Genomic DNA, 15,337 nt, shown 5'->3' with positions numbered 1-15,337 from the left:
CAATGAGCGCTACGGAGATACGCGAGGCGATGCTGGCGCTGACGAGGCGACTGCGAAGGCAACGCCCGCGCCACTACTTGACCCCGAGCCAGATGCAGATCCTGGGCGACATCGAACGGTGCGGTGGCGCCAGCGCTCCCGTCGACCTCGCCACTATGCAGGGTGTCCGCATCCAGTCGCTGACCAGCAACCTCAACGCTCTCGAGACCGAGGGCCTGGTGACCCGCTCCCCCGACCCTGGCGACCGGCGTCGACTCATCATTCGGATCACTGCCGGAGGCATCGAACTCGTCGCCGCCGACCGCGAGCAGCGCGACGAATGGTTGGCCTCTGCCATGAGCACCGAACTCACTCAACTCGAACGAGACGTTCTGAATCTGGCCGCGCCGATTCTGTGGAAATTGGCTCGACGTCCGGAAAGTGGCGAACCTCTGGACTTTCCACCCCGTTCTGAGGAAATATAGCGGGTGGCAAAGCCCTCTTGCGGCCTCCCCGGTCCGCACCCAGAACAGGAGTTCGAGTTTCTATGATGTCCTACCTGCTGTACGACGCGCTGCTTCCCCAGGTCGGGCACGATGTTGCCACCTACTGGGCCACATTGCTCGTCGTGAACCCAACCTGAGACGCACTCGAACGAAGAGGGCCGCACCGACGAATCGGTGCGGCCCTCTTTCTTTTCGCTTCGACCGGTCAGGCAGTGACCGCCGCTGTCGGCAACAGTCGTGACAAAACATCCGACAGTGTCACCACGCCGACCGTCTTTCCACTATCTACAATAAGAGCCAGGTGACTGCTCGTCTCGCGCATCGACGCAAGCGCGACATACACCGGAGTGCTCGATTCGAGGGTGAACACCGGACGGGTGATGTCGGCGAGGGATGCATCGCCGTTCAACGTGTCACGCACATGCACGACCCCGCTGACGGTGACGCCGTCGCGCACGAGAATTCGCAGGTGACCCGATTCTCTCGATGCAGCCTGCACGTCGGCGAGCGACTCTGTGGACTGCACCGCGGTAGGAAGACCCGATATCCGCACCAAAGCACCCACCTCGAGATTCTGCAGCTCGAGTGCGCCGGAGAGCTGCGCAGAGTAGCGCGCGTCGAGGGCTCCGACGTTCACCGAATGCTCCACCAGCTGACGGAGATCATCCGGATTCTGGCCCGACGCAACCTGATCAGCCGGTTCGACGCCGACCCGGCGCAGGCACCAGTTGGCCATGGCGTTGAGCGCAACGAGAATCGGCCTGGTCAGGAACATGAAGCCGCGCATCGGAATTGCCAGCAACGTTGCCGACCGCTCGGGGTGCGCGATCGCCCACGACTTCGGAGCCATCTCGCCGACCACCAGATGCAGGAATGTCACAATGATCAAGGCGAGTACGAAACCCGCGACGTCGGCGACCCAGTACGGAACTCCCCAGGATTCGAAAGCCGGTGTCAGCCAGTGATGCACCGCAGGCTTCGTGGTGGCTCCGAGCGCAAGGGTGCACAAGGTGATGCCCAGCTGTGATCCCGCGAGCAACACCGTCAGCTCGCTCGCGCTGCGCAGAGCGGCACGTGCGGATCTGCTCGTCATCGCCGCATCTTCGAGGCGATGGCGCTTGGCCGCAAGAAGTGCGAACTCGACGGCCACGAAGAACGCACTGGCCGCGATCAGGCCGACGGTGACGGCGATGACGATCCATGGATTGCTCATCGGTGGCTGTCCGTTTCTCGGTCACCTGAGGTGTTGTCGACTTCGTCGGCGCGCTCACGCTGCCCCAGCTCGAGGCGCACGGACGACGGTACGTAATTGTCGATCTCGAGCACCTCGACGGAGACGAACCGCACGGGTGCATCGTCGTCGTCGCCCAGCAGATCGTCCGAATCGGCGGGGAGAACCACCTCGATGCGCGTTCCGATTGCCGGTAGCGATCCGTGGTGTGCGATGACGAAACCGGCGATCGTCTCGTAGTCACCATCAGGGAGATCGTGATCGATCGACCGCTCCACCTCGTCGATGTGGATCGCACCCGCCATCGTCCACGTTCCGTCCTCACCGGCGACGGGAGTGAAGTCTTCCTCGTCGTCGTGCTCGTCGGTGATCTCGCCGACGAGCTCCTCGGCGAGGTCCTCGATGGTGATGACACCGGTGAGACCGCCGTATTCGTCGATGACGCAGGCGAGCTGATTGCTCGATGCCTGGAGCTCACCGACGGCGTCGGGCAGGGTCTGGGTCTCCGGGAGGATCAGTGCAGGCCGGACGAACTCGCGAATCTCGGCCTCGGGTCGATCATCGGCAGCGAGAATGTCCTGCAAGTGCACGACACCGACGATGCCGTCCTCCTCGTCGAGCACCGGATAGCGCGAATGCTCCTGTCCCATCAGTTTTTTGACCTCGACGAGAGTGTCAGTGGCGCGTACCGTTGCCGCCCGCGAACGCGGAATCATCGCGTGCTCGACGGTCCGAGTCGGGAAGTCGAGAATGCGATCGAGGAGATCGGACAACTCGTCGGGCAAATCTCCCGAGCCCTTGGACTCGGCGACGATATGTTCGAGGTCGCGAGGGGTCGCCGAATGCTCGACATCGTGCACCGGCTCGATCTTCAGAGCCGCGAGCAGCAGGTTCGACGCGCGATCGAAGATGGTGATGAGCCAGCCGAACACCTTGAGATAGATGGTGGTCGACAAGGAGAGCCAGCGCGCAACCGGCTCAGGGCGTGCAATGGCGAAGTTCTTGGGAAACAATTCGCCGAAGAGCATCTGCACGAACGTGGAGAACAGCAGAGCCAGTACCGCGCCGATGCCGACTCCGACGCCGGTGGGGATGCCGACCCCGCCCAGCATGGTGCCGAGGGACTGGCCGATGAGGGGTTCGGCGACGTAACCGACGAGCAGGCCCGTCACGGTGATACCGAGCTGGGCACCGGACAGCATGAACGATGTGCGCTTGGTGACTTCCAATGTACGACGGGCACCTGCGTCGCCGGCTGCGGCGCGAGCCTTCAGCCGGGAGCGGTCCACGGTCATGTACGCGAATTCCTGCGCCACGAAATAGCCTGTGACAACGGTGATCAGGAAGACGACGAGGACGCCGAGCAAGAGAGTGAGAATCACGCTCATTCGCCGGACACCGCCTCGCACGTTGTTTTCGAAAGATACTTCTTCGAAGTGCGGGGGGCCGTGTCCGGCCCGGGTTTATCGCTGTCCATGAATCCTCTGCTTGTGGTGTGGCGGTAATGTCCGATTCTAGCCGGTGTTTCCGGCCTCGGACGTTTTCACCACCAAACAGGGACCGCGCTACGCGCATGTGAGCGGAAATACGTCGCAGGGGACGTATTTCCGCTCACATACCTACAGGATGTAGAGCATCTCCTGGTACGTCGGGAGCGGCCAAAGATCGTCCGCGACGATCGCTTCCAGTACATCCGCAGCTGACCGGACGGCGGCCATCGCGGGCAGCAGTTCGTCCTTCGCGTATGCCGCTTCGACGAGAGCGTCACCGGCAGGATCCTTTTCCAGCGCCGTTTTCAGCGCCGCCAAGGCGGACCGGATTTCACCCAGGGGAATCGAAACCTCTTCGAGCGGTGACATGTCCGCAGCGACGCCCGCAGACTTCAATTCCGTGACGTTCTGCGCCAGCTCGGTCTGGTGCCGTACAACTGCGGGCAGGATGGACGTCTGCCCCATCTCGAGTGTCAAACGAGCTTCGACGAACACGGTCAACGCGTACTGTTCGAGACCGATCTCGTAACGCGAGTGCATCTCTCGGTGGTTGAAGACCTTGTACTTAGCGAAAAGTTCCATTGCAGGTTCGGTGATCAGTTCGGGCAGAGCGTCGAGCGTGGTCCGCAGGTTCGGAAGTCCACGCGACTCCGCTTCGACCTGCCAGTTGTCGGAGTAGCCGTCACCGTTGAACACGACGGCGCCGTGCTCGGTAATGATTTCCGTCAGCAGGTTTTGGACCGCGGTGTCGAAGTCGGTGCCGTCCTCGACCGACGCCTCCAGGCTGGTTGCCATGTAATCGAGTGCCTCGGCCATGATCGTATTGATCGTGACCATCGGTCCGTTGACGGTCTGCAGCGAGCCCGGCGCTCGGAACTCGAACCTGTTGCCGGTGAAGGCGAACGGACTCGTACGGTTTCGGTCGCCCGGATCGGTCGGCAGAATGGGAAGAGTGTCGGCACCGATCATCATGGTGCCCTTGTCCTTCGACGACGTGGCCGCACCCTTGGCGATCTGCTCGAACACGTCGGCAAGCTGGTCACCGAGGAAGATCGAGATGATGGCCGGCGGGGCTTCGTTCGCGCCGAGTCGATGATCGTTCGTTGCCGATGCCACCGACGCCCGCAGCAGGCCGCCGTACTTGTGGACTGCCCGAATGACCGCCGCGCAAAAAACCAGGAACTGGGCGTTGTCGTGGGGATTGTCGCCGGGAACGAGCAGCGAGCCGAGCTCGGAGTTACCGAGCGAGAAGTTGACGTGCTTGCCCGATCCGTTGACGCCCTCGAACGGTTTCTCGTGGAACAGGCACTCCATGCCGTGCTTTTTGGCGATCGTCTTGAACGTCGTCATCAGCAACTGCTGGTGGTCGGCCGCGATGTTGCCACGCTCGAACATCGGCGCGATCTCGAATTGTCCGGGCGCGACCTCGTTGTGACGGGTCTTCGCCGGAATTCCGAGCTTGAACAGTTCACGTTCGGTGTCCATCATGAAGCCGAGCACGCGCTCGGGGATCGCACCGAAGTAGTGGTCGTCGAACTCCTGGCCCTTGGGCGGCTTGGAGCCGAACAGCGTGCGACCGGAGTTCAGCAGATCGGGACGCGCCAGGAAGAAGTGCCGGTCGACGAGGAAGTACTCCTGCTCCGGGCCACAGAAGGACACGATGTTCTCGATGTTCTCATGTCCGAAAAGCTTCAGGATTCTTTCGGCGTGGCCACCCATTGCCTGCTGCGAACGCAGCAGCGGCGTCTTGTGGTCGAGCGCTTCACCGGTCATCGAGACGAACACCGTCGGGATACACAGCGTGTTGCCGTTCGGGTTTTCCAGCACGTAGGCGGGGCTGGTGACGTCCCAGCCGGTGTATCCGCGAGCCTCGAACGTGTTGCGCAGTCCGCCGTTGGGGAAGCTCGATGCGTCGGGCTCGCCCTGGATGAGGGTCTTGCCCGCGAATTCGGCGAGCGCGCTACCGTCGCCGACCGGGTCGAAGAAGCTGTCGTGCTTCTCCGCCGTCAGGCCGGTGAGCGGGTAGAAGACGTGCGCGTAGTGCGTCGCGCCCTTCTCGAGCGCCCAATCCTTCATCGCCGACGCCACCGCGTCGGCAACCAGTGGATCGAGCTTCTTGCCCTTGTCGATGGTCGCCATCACCGATTTGAAGACCGATTTCGGCAGACGCTTCTGCATGACGACCTTGCTGAAGACGTTCTCCCCGAAGATCTCGCCCGGCATCTCGTCGTCCATGAAACTGACTGCAGGGGGCACATAGGCCTCGACGTCCTTGATTGCCTGAAGACGAACGGCATTTCCACTCATACGCTTCTACCCCTCGGCCTGTGCCCCACGCTGTTTTGCGGAGCCAACCAGCGAACTGTACGAATTCCGCGTGGCGGTCGTGTTTCGTCGCTGTGTCTACTGAGGTGCAATTGTCGATCCCCACGCTCTGAGAGGAGCGAGAGCCGGGTGACGAGCTGACGGGCTCACGACGATGAGCCGTTCCCGGCGAAGTCATGCCTGTTTCCTCGCGATTCGGGTAGACAGGGGTAACTGTCCTCCGACGGAAAGCGAGTTCTCCTTTGTCCGAGCAACTGATTGTCCGACGTGTCATCGGCGCCCCGGCCACCTCGGTGTTCACCGCGCTTGCAAACCCCGAGGTCCAGTCGTCCATCGATGGATCGGACATGCTCCAGGGTGCTGTCGACCCGCAACCGCTCACCGCGGTGGGTGAGAAATTCGCGATGGCGATGTATCAGCCTGCGATCGGCGAGTACGTCATGGAGAACACGGTGTTCGTGTTCGAACAAGACCGCCGCATCGGCTGGATCCCCAATCGGGAGGGAATCGAGCCCCGAGGGACCCGCTGGTCCTGGGAATTGGACGTTCTCTCCGAGGACCGCACCGCGCTGACGCAGGTGTACGACTGGTCCGGTGTTACCGACCCCGAGTTTCGCAAGGTTGCCGGGTTCCCACGCGTGAAGGAAGAACAGATCGTCGGGACCATGCGCAGGCTTGCCGATCATCTGGGTGTCGCGCTGGAGGACTGACGGCCCGAGTCTCGTTTTCGCCGCGCCTAACGATTGCTGTACACGCGCTCGATTCGGATGAGGACGACCGACCTTTTCTGTTCCTCCATGACTCGGTCGTACTCGTCCCAGTCGTCGTGCGCACCTCCGGCGGCGGCAAACACATCGCGCCGGAGCTGACGTAGCGTCTCCCCGGTCTGCTCGACTATCTCGGCAATCCCCTCGACCGTTGCCCACTGCCATCCGTCGCGAAAAGTAACAGTGACCTGTGGGCGTGCGCGCAGGTTCGCGAGTTTGGCCTTGCCGTACGTCACGAATCCAAGGACCTGCGCATCCGAATCCGGGTGCTGCAGCAGACCCACATTCACCACCGACGCCTGAATCGTCCCTGCTGCGTGCAGTGTCGCGACCACCGCGAGCCCGTTTTCCGACCGTGCGAGCGCCACCGCTTCTTCGATAGTCGTCATGACGACACCCTACGTGCGAACTGAGTCACAGTAATTTGTACAAATCTGCACATTTGTCTAACTGGTTGACATTTTCGGTGTATTGTCAGTTAAGAAGTGATGAGCACCACCGAATCTGATCTGTTCCAGAAAAGGAGTTCAGTCGTGGCAACCCAGATGAGCCAGGGGCCGAGCACGCCGGTCGACGAGTGGCATGACAAGAAGCGCTATCTCTGGCTGATGGGACTTGTCCCGCCGACAGCCATCTTCATGGCGATCGGCCTGATCTGGGCGTTCAACCTGCTCGGCTGGAACGCCGTCTCACCGGTCTTCTGGTGGATCGGACCGATCCTCGTCTACGGGATGCTCCCCACCCTCGACCTCTTCTTCGGGCCCGACGGTCAGAATCCACCGGACGAGGTCATGGAGCGCCTGGAGAACGACAAGTACTACCGCTACTGCACCTACATCTACATCCCGTTCCAACTCGCGAGCCTCGTCACCGCCTGCTACCTGTGGACAGCGGACAACCTGAGCTGGCTTGGCATCGACGGCGGCCTCGGCCTGATTTCCAAGATCGGACTTGCGATCAGCATCGGCGTCATGGGCGGCGTCGGCATCAACACCGCCCACGAAATGGGCCACAAGAAGGCAAGCCTCGAACGATGGCTCTCCAAAGTGACTCTGGCGCAGACGTTTTACGGTCACTTCTTCATCGAGCACAACCGCGGCCACCACGTGCGCGTTGCGACGCCAGAGGATCCCGCGAGTTCCAAGTTCGGCGAGAGCTTCTGGCGCTTCCTGCCGCGCAGCGTATGGGGCAGCCTGAAGTCGGCGTGGGGCCTGGAGAAGTCACGCATGGACCGCCTGGGCAAGTCCACCTGGAACATCCACAACGACGTCCTCAATGCTTGGCTCATGTCGATCGTACTGTTCGGCGCCCTGACCATCGCCTTCGGTCCAACAGTGCTGCCGTTCCTGGTAATTCAGGCCGTCTACGGGTTCTCGTTGCTCGAAACGGTGAACTACCTGGAGCACTACGGGCTGCTGCGCGGCAAGACTGCGTCCGGACGGTACGAGCGATGCGCGCCTGAGCACAGCTGGAACTCCGACCACATCGTCACCAACATCTTCCTGTATCACCTGCAGCGGCACAGTGATCACCATGCAAACCCGACTCGGCGATACCAGACTCTGCGCAGCATGGAGGGCGCGCCGAACCTGCCCAGCGGCTACGCGAGCATGATCACGGTCGCCTACTTCCCACCGATCTGGCGAAAGGTGATGGACCACAGGGTGTTGGATCATTACCTCGGCGACATCACCTCTGTCAACATCGAACCGAGCAAGCGCGAAAAGATCCTTGCCCGCTACGGCGCAAACCCGGAGGTGCAGTGATGGCCAGTTATGAATGCCCTGTCTGCAACTACATCTACGAAGAATCGGCCGGTGCACCACGAGAGGGTTTTCCGGCAGGAACAGCATGGGCCGATATCGCCGACGATTGGCCGTGCCCCGACTGCGGGGTGCGCGAGAAGATCGATTTCGAACAGAAAGCAGTGTCCTGAGATGTCGACCGATTTCAAGCTGTACCAGTGCATTCAGTGCGGGTTCGAATACGACGAGGAGATCGGCTGGCCCGACGACGGCATCGAACCCGGTACAAAATGGGATGACATCCCGGAAGATTGGAGCTGCCCGGACTGCGGCGCGGCGAAAGCCGACTTCTTCATGGTCGAGATCAGCAGGCCGTGACGGCCGCCTCCCGCATCACCGCACCGGACAGATCGGCCGCTGCAGATAGACTGATGGATGTGACGACCCGTCCGGTGAACCCGAGCCCCTACAAGAGCGCGGCGACCGACCTGATGCGCACCACGATCCTGGACGGCCTCCACGATCTGCTGTTGCAGAGGACTTGGTCCACGGTCAACATGGCCGATGTCGCCAGTGCCGCGGGAATCAGTAGGCAGACGCTGTACAAGGAATTCGGCACCAGGAAGGGTCTGGCGCAAGGCTACGCACTTCGGCTGACCGACTCCTTCGTCTCCGCCGTCGACGACGCTGTCTATTCCAACGAGGGTGACAGTCTCCGAACCCTGTACATCGCCTTCACCGAATTCTTCGCTCGTAGTGCGTCGGATCCGCTGGTGATGTCCATGCTCACCGACGATCCTCCACCGGATTTGCTCAGACTGGTGACCACCGAGAGCGGCATGTTGATCGAGCATGCGGCGTTGCGACTCGCGCAGACCTTCGAGCGCAGCTGGCTCAGGGCCTCGGCGCACAACGCGGATGTTCTGGGCCGCACCGTTGTCCGGCTCGCGCTCAGTTACGTGTCCATGCCTCCGAGCAACTCGTCCGATGTCGCAGCCGACCTTGCGTCATTGCTCACACCGTTCGTCGACACGATCAAGGGCGATGCCTGATGCCCGAGCTGCATTCCGCTCCGTTCGCCGAGCTGAACGGCCATGAGGTGTACTCGATCTGCAAACTTCGGGTCGACGTGTTCGTCGTCGAACAAGACTGCGCGTACCCCGAACTCGACGGCGCCGACGAGCACCCCGATACCGTGCATTTCTGGCACAACATCGACGGGCGGGTCGTATCCACGCTGCGTGTGCTCCGCTCGAACGGCGAGACCCGTATCGGACGCGTGTGTACAGCCGCCGACGCACGCGGCCGCGGACTGAGTGCACAACTCATGATGGCTGCGCTCGAACTCGCCTCGGGCGAGGCCGTCGTCATCGGAGCTCAGAGTCAGCTCGAAAAGTGGTATGGCGGTTTCGGTTTCGCCCGAAGCGGACCGGACTACATGGAAGATGCAATCGCGCACCTACCGATGACGAGATCTGCAATTCTTTGATCCCCATGATTCACCAGCTATCAAGTAGCTGATTTCACCGCCGCCAATTCAACAGCAGCGTCGACGATGGTGTCCTCGGACAGCAACACGTGCAGGGCTGCGTCGCCCAAAGGGATGAAGCTGTCCTCGCTCGTCACCCGTGCAATCTGTCCGTCGAAGCCCGCGTCGACCAGAGCGGCGATCACGCCTTCGCTCACTCCACCGGACCTGCGGGTCTCGTCGACGATGAGCACGCGCCCGCTCGCGCTGGCATGTTCGAGGATGTCGGCGACGGGCATCGGCGAAATCCACCGCATGTCCACCACACGTGCCTCGATGCCGCGGCCCGCCAACCTGCGGGCCGCGCGCAGGCTCATCCCGACGCCATTCGCAAACGTCACGATGGTCAGATCATTGCCCCCGCCGTCAGCGCCGTACGTTCTTGCCTGTCCGATCGTCACCGGCGACACAGTCCCGCCCGCGAGCCGGCCGCCGTCACCGTCGTCGTAGAGATCCCGACTGTGGTAGAGCGCAATCGGTTCCAGCATCAAGCACACCGCTCCCTGCTCGGAGGCTGCAGCCGCACAGGCGACGAGCATCGCGGCTGCATCGTCGGGACGCGACGGCGAGGCGACGACGATGCCGGGGATATCACGCAGCGCCGCAATTGCGTTGTCGTTGTGGAAATGTCCACCGAAGCCCTTCTGGTAGCCATAGCCCGCAATTCTGACGATCATCGGATTCCGATACCGGCGGTCGGAGAAGAATTGCAGCGTCGCCGCCTCCCCACGGATCTGGTCCGCGGCATTGTGAAGGTAGGCAAGATACTGGATTTCGACGATCGGAAGTAGACCTGAAACACCTGCGCCGGTGGCCAATCCGAGGATGGACTGCTCATCGAGCACCGTATCGAACACCCGCCTCGATCCGAATCTGGACTGCAGTCCCCTGGTGACGCCGTACACCCCGCCTTTGCGGGCGACGTCCTCGCCGAACAGGACCGCGTTCGAGTAACGGGTCAGTATGTGCTGAAGCGCGGCGTTCGTCGCCTGCGCATAGGTCGACTCGGGCGGCAACTCGATGCTATCCGCAACGACTTCGGCGAGAGACTCGTTCAGCTCGGTCAGAGGTCTCATCACCGCTGCTGCATCGGCCAGCTTCGGTGATGCGATGACGTCGCGCGCGATATCCATGACCTGGGTTCGTTTGGCCTCGTACAGTTCCGCAGCGCCTGCGGCCGTGATGACGCCCGCATCGATCAGCAACCTGGCGGTACACGCTACTGGATCTCGATCGTGATCGGCGCTCACCTCGGCGGCGGTGCGATACGAAGATTCGACGTCCGAGCCGGCGTGACCCATCAGCCGCACGGTCGCGATGTGCAGGAACGCCGGACGGCGATGCTGCCTGACCCAGTTCGTGGCAGCGGTCGATGCCCGATGGACGGCGACGAGGTCGTCACCGTCGGCATGGAAGTATTCGAGTCCTGGTCGTGTTGCGAAATTGAACGCGATCCACCCCGTGGGCGTCTTCACGCTGATCCCGATGCCGTTGTCCTCGCAGACGAACAGCAGCGGCATCGGCAAGCCCTGATATGCCGTCTGCACAGCGGTGTTGATGGCACCCACCGCGGTGGAGTGGTTGGCGGACGCGTCGCCGAAGCTGCACACCACCACCGCGTCGGATGGCCACGGCGATTCGACCGCCAAGGCGCGCGCACGCCCGATCGAGAACGCGACGCCCACGGCCCGCGGCAGGTGCGAGGCTATCGTCGAGGTCTGCGGAATCACGGCCAGGTCGGCTCGGCCGAATACCTTGTGTCTGCCGCCGGAGATCGGATCGTCCGTCGCCGCGGCCAGGCCGAGCAGCACATCCCTGATCGGATCGCTACCTGTGCGATCACTCCCCGTTGAATCGAACGCGCCGCCCTGCCTGGCGCGTTCGAGGAAGAACGCACCCGAACGGTAGTGCAGCAGTGCAGGATCCGTCGGCCTAGAGGCGCCGGCGACCACTGCGTTGCTTTCGTGCCCCGAGGATCCAATGGTGTAAAAACCCTGCCCCTTCGATCGAAGCCACCGCGCCGCGAAGTCCAGGTGCCGACTACCGAGCTGGGCGTCGAACAGCTCGAGCGCGCGTGCGGGCGTAAGGTCCGGGCCGAGTGAACGAGGCTCTCGCACCGGGGCGGCGACGGTGTCGAGGAAGTGTTCGTCGATCGCTTCGGCCATGCTGCCGAAGTCTATGCGGCTTCGCCGCCAGGCACATCAGATCGCGTCGTCGAGCCTGACCAAGTCGCGTCCGCGGGTCTCCGGCGAGAGGTAGGCCGACACCAGCGTGATGGCGGAGTAGACGACCAACATGGCTCCGATCGGCCACCAGCTTCCGGTGACGGCGGTGAGCGTTGCAGCCATCAGTGGTCCGATGGCGGTAGCAAGAATGCCACCAATTTCCTTGGCCAGTGCAAGCTGGGTGAATCGTGTTCGTGCACCGAATAATTCGGCCATCGTGACACTCTCGAGCGAGAACAGGCCGAGCACGCCGATGTTGAGTGCGAACACCATCGCCAGAATCAGGGTGGCATTGTTACCGCTGGTAACCAGGTACAGCAGCGGGAACGCGAGCACCATCGTCGCGCCGCTGAGAATCATGTACATCGGTCGTCGACCGAACTTGTCCCCGAGTATGCCGACCACCGGAATGGTGACGAAACCGAGCAGGGAGCCGTAGACGATGGCCGTCGTGGCGATCGACTTGTCCAGCAGTAGCGTCGAGGCTATGTAGCCCACCAGGAAGGTCTGGATCAAACCGGAGTTACCGGCCTGACCGAATCGCAAGCCGAGGGCGACGAAGAACGCGCGGCCCTTGCGCTGCTTGAGTCCCGACTCCAGAACGCTTTCTTTGGTCTCTGCATCCGCCTGCTCGACCTCGGCGTGTGAGAGTGCAACGCCGTCGACGACATCTGCGCGGTTCTCGAAAACAGGGCTTTCCTTGAGATTGGACCGCAGCCAGATCGCGAACACCATCAGGAAGAAGCTGGCGAGGAACGGGATGCGCCAGCCCCAGCTGACCAGCTGATCCTCGGTCAGTACCACCAGGAGAATCGCCCAGATACCCGAAGCCGCGAGCGTGCCGGAGTTGGTTCCGAGAGACACGAGCGAACCGATGAGCCCTCGACGCTTGCTCGGTGCGTATTCCACGAGCATGACAGTCGCACCGGCAATCTCGGCACCTGCACCGAAGCCCTGGATGAGGCGCAGTGCCACCAGCAGGACGGGGGCGAGAATGCCGATCGCGTCGTACGTCGGGAGTGCGCCGATCAGCGTGGTCGAGGCACCCGACGTCGAGCGCATCAGGAAATCGAGCCCACACCTGTTCTCGGACAGCAACGAACGTCCGACACGTCGTGTGATCGCGAGCTGGTGAACACTATTTTCGATGCCCGGCCTGGACGCTGTTCCGCCAAGCGAGCAACACGCCGTCGCCTTCCGGTCGTCCCCACGGCAGGAATATCGCGACGGCAAGTGCACACGCCATCGCTGATCCGACGGTGACGAACGAGGCCAGCTGAAAGCCTTCGAGCGATGCAGCTTTCATCGCGTACACCAGATCCGCCTTCTGGGTGGCGAAGATGGAATTGCTCGGCGACTTGACGATCTCGATCACGCTGACAACGGTCTCACGTGCGAATGCCTTCTGATACGGCTCCATCAGTGCGTCGGGAACAGCGTCGACGAGAGGCGAGACCTTTGTCTTGTAGACCGACGCCACGATCGAACCGAGGACGGCCACACCCAGTGTGCCGCCGACCTCACGGGTCGTATCGTTCACCGCGGAACCCGCCCCTGCCTCGTCGAGGGTCACCGAGGACATGATCGACTCCGTCGCTGGTCCCTGAACTATTGCTAGCCCGAGTCCCATCAGAACCATCGAAATGACCACCGGACCGACATAGGGTGTCTCGACCTCCACCTGACCGGCGATGAACATTCCGACACTCATCACAACCAGGCCGAAGACGATCACTGCGGTGGTACCGATCCGCTGCGCGATAACGGTGGCCAGCGGTGCGCCGATCGCGATGGATACAGCGAACGGCAACGAGTGAATGCCGAATTGCAGTGGACTGAGTTCCATCACGCCCTGGAAGTACTGGGTGATCATGAACAGGAAACCGAACATGGAGAAGTACGCGACGGCGATTGCCAAGGCAGGCAACGCGAATCGGCGGATGCGGAAAAGGTTCATGTCGAGAACCGGCGACGGAGTGCGAAGTTCCCACCAGACGAACACGGCGAGACACACTACTGCTCCTATGTAAGCGGCAATACTGATGGTGGACAGCCAGCCGTGATGCGGCGCTTCGATGATCGCCCACACCAGCACGGTGATGCCGACGAGGGACAACGCAATACCGAGCGGGTCGTACTTGCCGACGTGCGAGGATCTCGATTCCGGTACGAACAGGTAGGCCCCGACTACGACGACGGCAGCGACCGGCACGTTGATCCAGAAAACCGAGTGCCACGAGAAGTGTTCCAGCAGAAACCCGCCCGCGGTCGGGCCGATCGCGATGGCGAAACCTGCCATCGCCGTCCATGCTGCGATCGCGAGGGCGCGTTCCTTGCCGTCGGTGAAGATATTGATGATCAGCGCGAGTGTCGCCGGGAATACCGCCGCGGCACACACCCCCATGGCCGCCCGTGCGATCACAACCTGACCGAGGTCGGTGGCCAGGGCGCCGCCGACCGACATCACCGCGATGCCGATCAACCCGATCATCATGACTTTCTTTCGGCCGTATCGATCTCCGAGGTGACCGAAGGCGAGCAGCAGTCCCGCAAAGGTGAGTGTGTAAGCGTCGACCACCCACTGCAGTCCACTGATGCTCGACCGCAGCTGGAGCCCTATCGAGGGCAATGCCACGTTGACGACGGTGTTGTCCAGCACGACCAGAAGTTCGGCGACGCAGATCACCGCCAACGCCAGATATCGCTGTCGTGCAGACAGGCCAGGTCCGATGACTCGAGATTCGAGAGATTGCGGCATGGGAGATTCCCTTCGACTATGACGCTCAACATAGCGTGATAGACAGAAGATATCTGTGACTTCGAGTAATAGCAATATTTTCGTCAGGGGCGAGAGTTGCTAGGTCCTGTTCTCGACAGATTCCAGCGCGGCATCCAGCCAGGCGAGCAACTCGGCTTCGACTCGATCGAGCGCCACGGTGCTGCGCTGGGCTTTCGCGATGATCAATGCGCCCTCGATGGCGGAGATGGCCATGGTCGCGATTGCGCGCGATCGATCCTGGGACAGTCCGCGCTGCCACAGTGACGCCGAGATCGTGTCCTCCCACGATGTGAACGACTCCCCCGCCGCCGCCAGTGCCGCCGGCGAGTTCGTACCCTCGAAGGCGGCGGGCGCGACCGGACACCCTGCGGTGTAGTCGGTCGATTCGAGCTGGCCACGGAAGCCGCCGATGATCGCTCGCAAGGTTTCGGCGGGTCCGCTGTTCGCGAGACCCGCAGAGATCATCGACCCCATCAGCGCACCCGCCGTCCGTGTCGCCTCCTCCACGAGCTGCGGCTTTCCGCGTGGAAAGTGGTGATAGATCGACCCGCGGGGTGCGCCCGCATGCTCGATGACGTCCGCGAGGGAGGTCGCCTCCACCCCCCTTTCACGGAACAGCATGGCCGCGCTGCGCAGCATGTCCTCGCGTGCAGTACTCCTGCTCACGTTCACTCCTGTCGATAATCCGTCTCTGGCAACCATTGACGTAACCGTGGGTCACACATAATGTTGCCGGAATATGTAATCCAGCATAACTGCGAA

Annotated in this window: 15 protein-coding genes; 7 read left to right on the top strand and 8 right to left on the bottom strand. The window is 62.1% G+C overall.

All coding sequences use genetic code 11. The features are described 5' to 3' along the window. Positions 1 to 2 precede the first annotated feature (2 nt). Complete coding sequence (locus QMK17_RS04150) at positions 3 to 464, top strand: MarR family winged helix-turn-helix transcriptional regulator (protein WP_283507176.1); 462 nt, start codon at positions 3 to 5, stop codon at positions 462 to 464. Between the two features lie 226 nt (positions 465 to 690). Here QMK17_RS04150 and QMK17_RS04145 read toward each other — a convergent pair whose 3' ends face one another. From QMK17_RS04145 to QMK17_RS04135, 3 genes are all read right to left on the bottom strand, one after another. After that, a complete protein-coding gene (locus QMK17_RS04145; protein ID WP_283507175.1) occupies positions 691 to 1,698 on the bottom strand; it encodes a hemolysin family protein in 1,008 nt (335 codons plus the stop codon). After that, on the bottom strand, positions 1,695 to 3,104 hold the full coding sequence (locus tag QMK17_RS04140) for a hemolysin family protein (RefSeq protein WP_283507174.1): 1,410 nt from the start codon (positions 3,102 to 3,104) through the stop codon (positions 1,695 to 1,697). The genes QMK17_RS04145 and QMK17_RS04140 overlap by 4 nt, the downstream gene beginning before the upstream one ends. 231 nt (positions 3,105 to 3,335) lie before the next feature. Then, entirely contained in the window at positions 3,336 to 5,513 is a 2,178-nt protein-coding gene (locus tag QMK17_RS04135; protein ID WP_283507173.1) for a glutamine synthetase III family protein, read from the bottom strand. 260 nt (positions 5,514 to 5,773) lie between these two features. Here QMK17_RS04135 and QMK17_RS04130 point away from each other — a divergent pair, with 260 nt between their 5' ends. Further along, the gene (locus QMK17_RS04130; RefSeq protein ID WP_283507172.1) at positions 5,774 to 6,241 is read left to right on the top strand and encodes a polyketide cyclase; all 468 of its coding nucleotides are present in this window, start codon (positions 5,774 to 5,776) and stop codon (positions 6,239 to 6,241) included. A 26-nt stretch (positions 6,242 to 6,267) separates the two neighbouring features. On the opposite strand, the gene QMK17_RS04125 is transcribed toward QMK17_RS04130, so the two are convergent. Next, entirely contained in the window at positions 6,268 to 6,687 is a 420-nt protein-coding gene (locus tag QMK17_RS04125; RefSeq protein ID WP_283507171.1) for a TIGR03618 family F420-dependent PPOX class oxidoreductase, read from the bottom strand. A 156-nt stretch (positions 6,688 to 6,843) separates the two neighbouring features. On the opposite strand from QMK17_RS04125, the gene QMK17_RS04120 reads away from it, so the two are divergent. The 5 genes from QMK17_RS04120 to QMK17_RS04100 are packed head-to-tail and all read left to right on the top strand — an operon-like array spanning position 6,844 to position 9,532. Beyond that, positions 6,844 to 8,064 carry an alkane 1-monooxygenase gene (locus QMK17_RS04120; protein WP_283507319.1) on the top strand — a complete coding sequence of 407 codons (1,221 nt, stop codon included), beginning with the start codon at positions 6,844 to 6,846 and terminating at the stop codon, positions 8,062 to 8,064. Further along, a complete protein-coding gene (locus QMK17_RS04115; RefSeq protein WP_283507170.1) occupies positions 8,064 to 8,234 on the top strand; it encodes a rubredoxin in 171 nt (56 codons plus the stop codon). The genes QMK17_RS04120 and QMK17_RS04115 overlap by 1 nt, the downstream gene beginning before the upstream one ends. A 1-nt stretch (position 8,235) precedes the next feature. Then, on the top strand, positions 8,236 to 8,421 hold the full coding sequence (locus QMK17_RS04110) for a rubredoxin (protein ID WP_283507169.1): 186 nt from the start codon (positions 8,236 to 8,238) through the stop codon (positions 8,419 to 8,421). 53 nt (positions 8,422 to 8,474) lie between these two features. After that, the gene (locus QMK17_RS04105; protein WP_283507168.1) at positions 8,475 to 9,095 is read left to right on the top strand and encodes a TetR/AcrR family transcriptional regulator; all 621 of its coding nucleotides are present in this window, start codon (positions 8,475 to 8,477) and stop codon (positions 9,093 to 9,095) included. Then, positions 9,095 to 9,532: a GNAT family N-acetyltransferase gene (locus QMK17_RS04100; protein WP_283507167.1), complete on the top strand. Its 438-nt coding sequence runs from the start codon at positions 9,095 to 9,097 to the stop codon at positions 9,530 to 9,532. The genes QMK17_RS04105 and QMK17_RS04100 overlap by 1 nt, the downstream gene beginning before the upstream one ends. Before the next feature lie 20 nt (positions 9,533 to 9,552). Here the strand turns inward: QMK17_RS04100 and QMK17_RS04095 are convergent, their stop codons facing one another. The 4 genes from QMK17_RS04095 to QMK17_RS04080 form a co-directional block, all read right to left on the bottom strand. Further along, positions 9,553 to 11,736: a thiamine pyrophosphate-dependent enzyme gene (locus QMK17_RS04095; RefSeq protein WP_283507166.1), complete on the bottom strand. Its 2,184-nt coding sequence runs from the start codon at positions 11,734 to 11,736 to the stop codon at positions 9,553 to 9,555. 36 nt (positions 11,737 to 11,772) lie between these two features. Then, a complete protein-coding gene (locus tag QMK17_RS04090; RefSeq protein WP_283507165.1) occupies positions 11,773 to 12,858 on the bottom strand; it encodes an MFS transporter in 1,086 nt (361 codons plus the stop codon). Between the two features lie 76 nt (positions 12,859 to 12,934). Beyond that, a complete protein-coding gene (locus tag QMK17_RS04085) occupies positions 12,935 to 14,554 on the bottom strand; it encodes an MFS transporter (protein ID WP_283507164.1) in 1,620 nt (539 codons plus the stop codon). A 99-nt stretch (positions 14,555 to 14,653) separates the two neighbouring features. Next, positions 14,654 to 15,241 (bottom strand): TetR/AcrR family transcriptional regulator, encoded by a 588-nt coding sequence (locus QMK17_RS04080; protein ID WP_283507163.1) that lies wholly within the window; start codon positions 15,239 to 15,241, stop codon positions 14,654 to 14,656. Between the last annotated feature and the right edge of the window lie 96 nt (positions 15,242 to 15,337).

The sequence above is a fragment of the Rhodococcus sp. G-MC3 genome (genome assembly GCF_030063335.1).
Lineage (GTDB): Bacteria > Actinomycetota > Actinomycetes > Mycobacteriales > Mycobacteriaceae > Rhodococcoides.
Note: the sequence above shows the minus strand (reverse complement) of the source record. Positions and strands in the feature narration are given on the sequence as shown.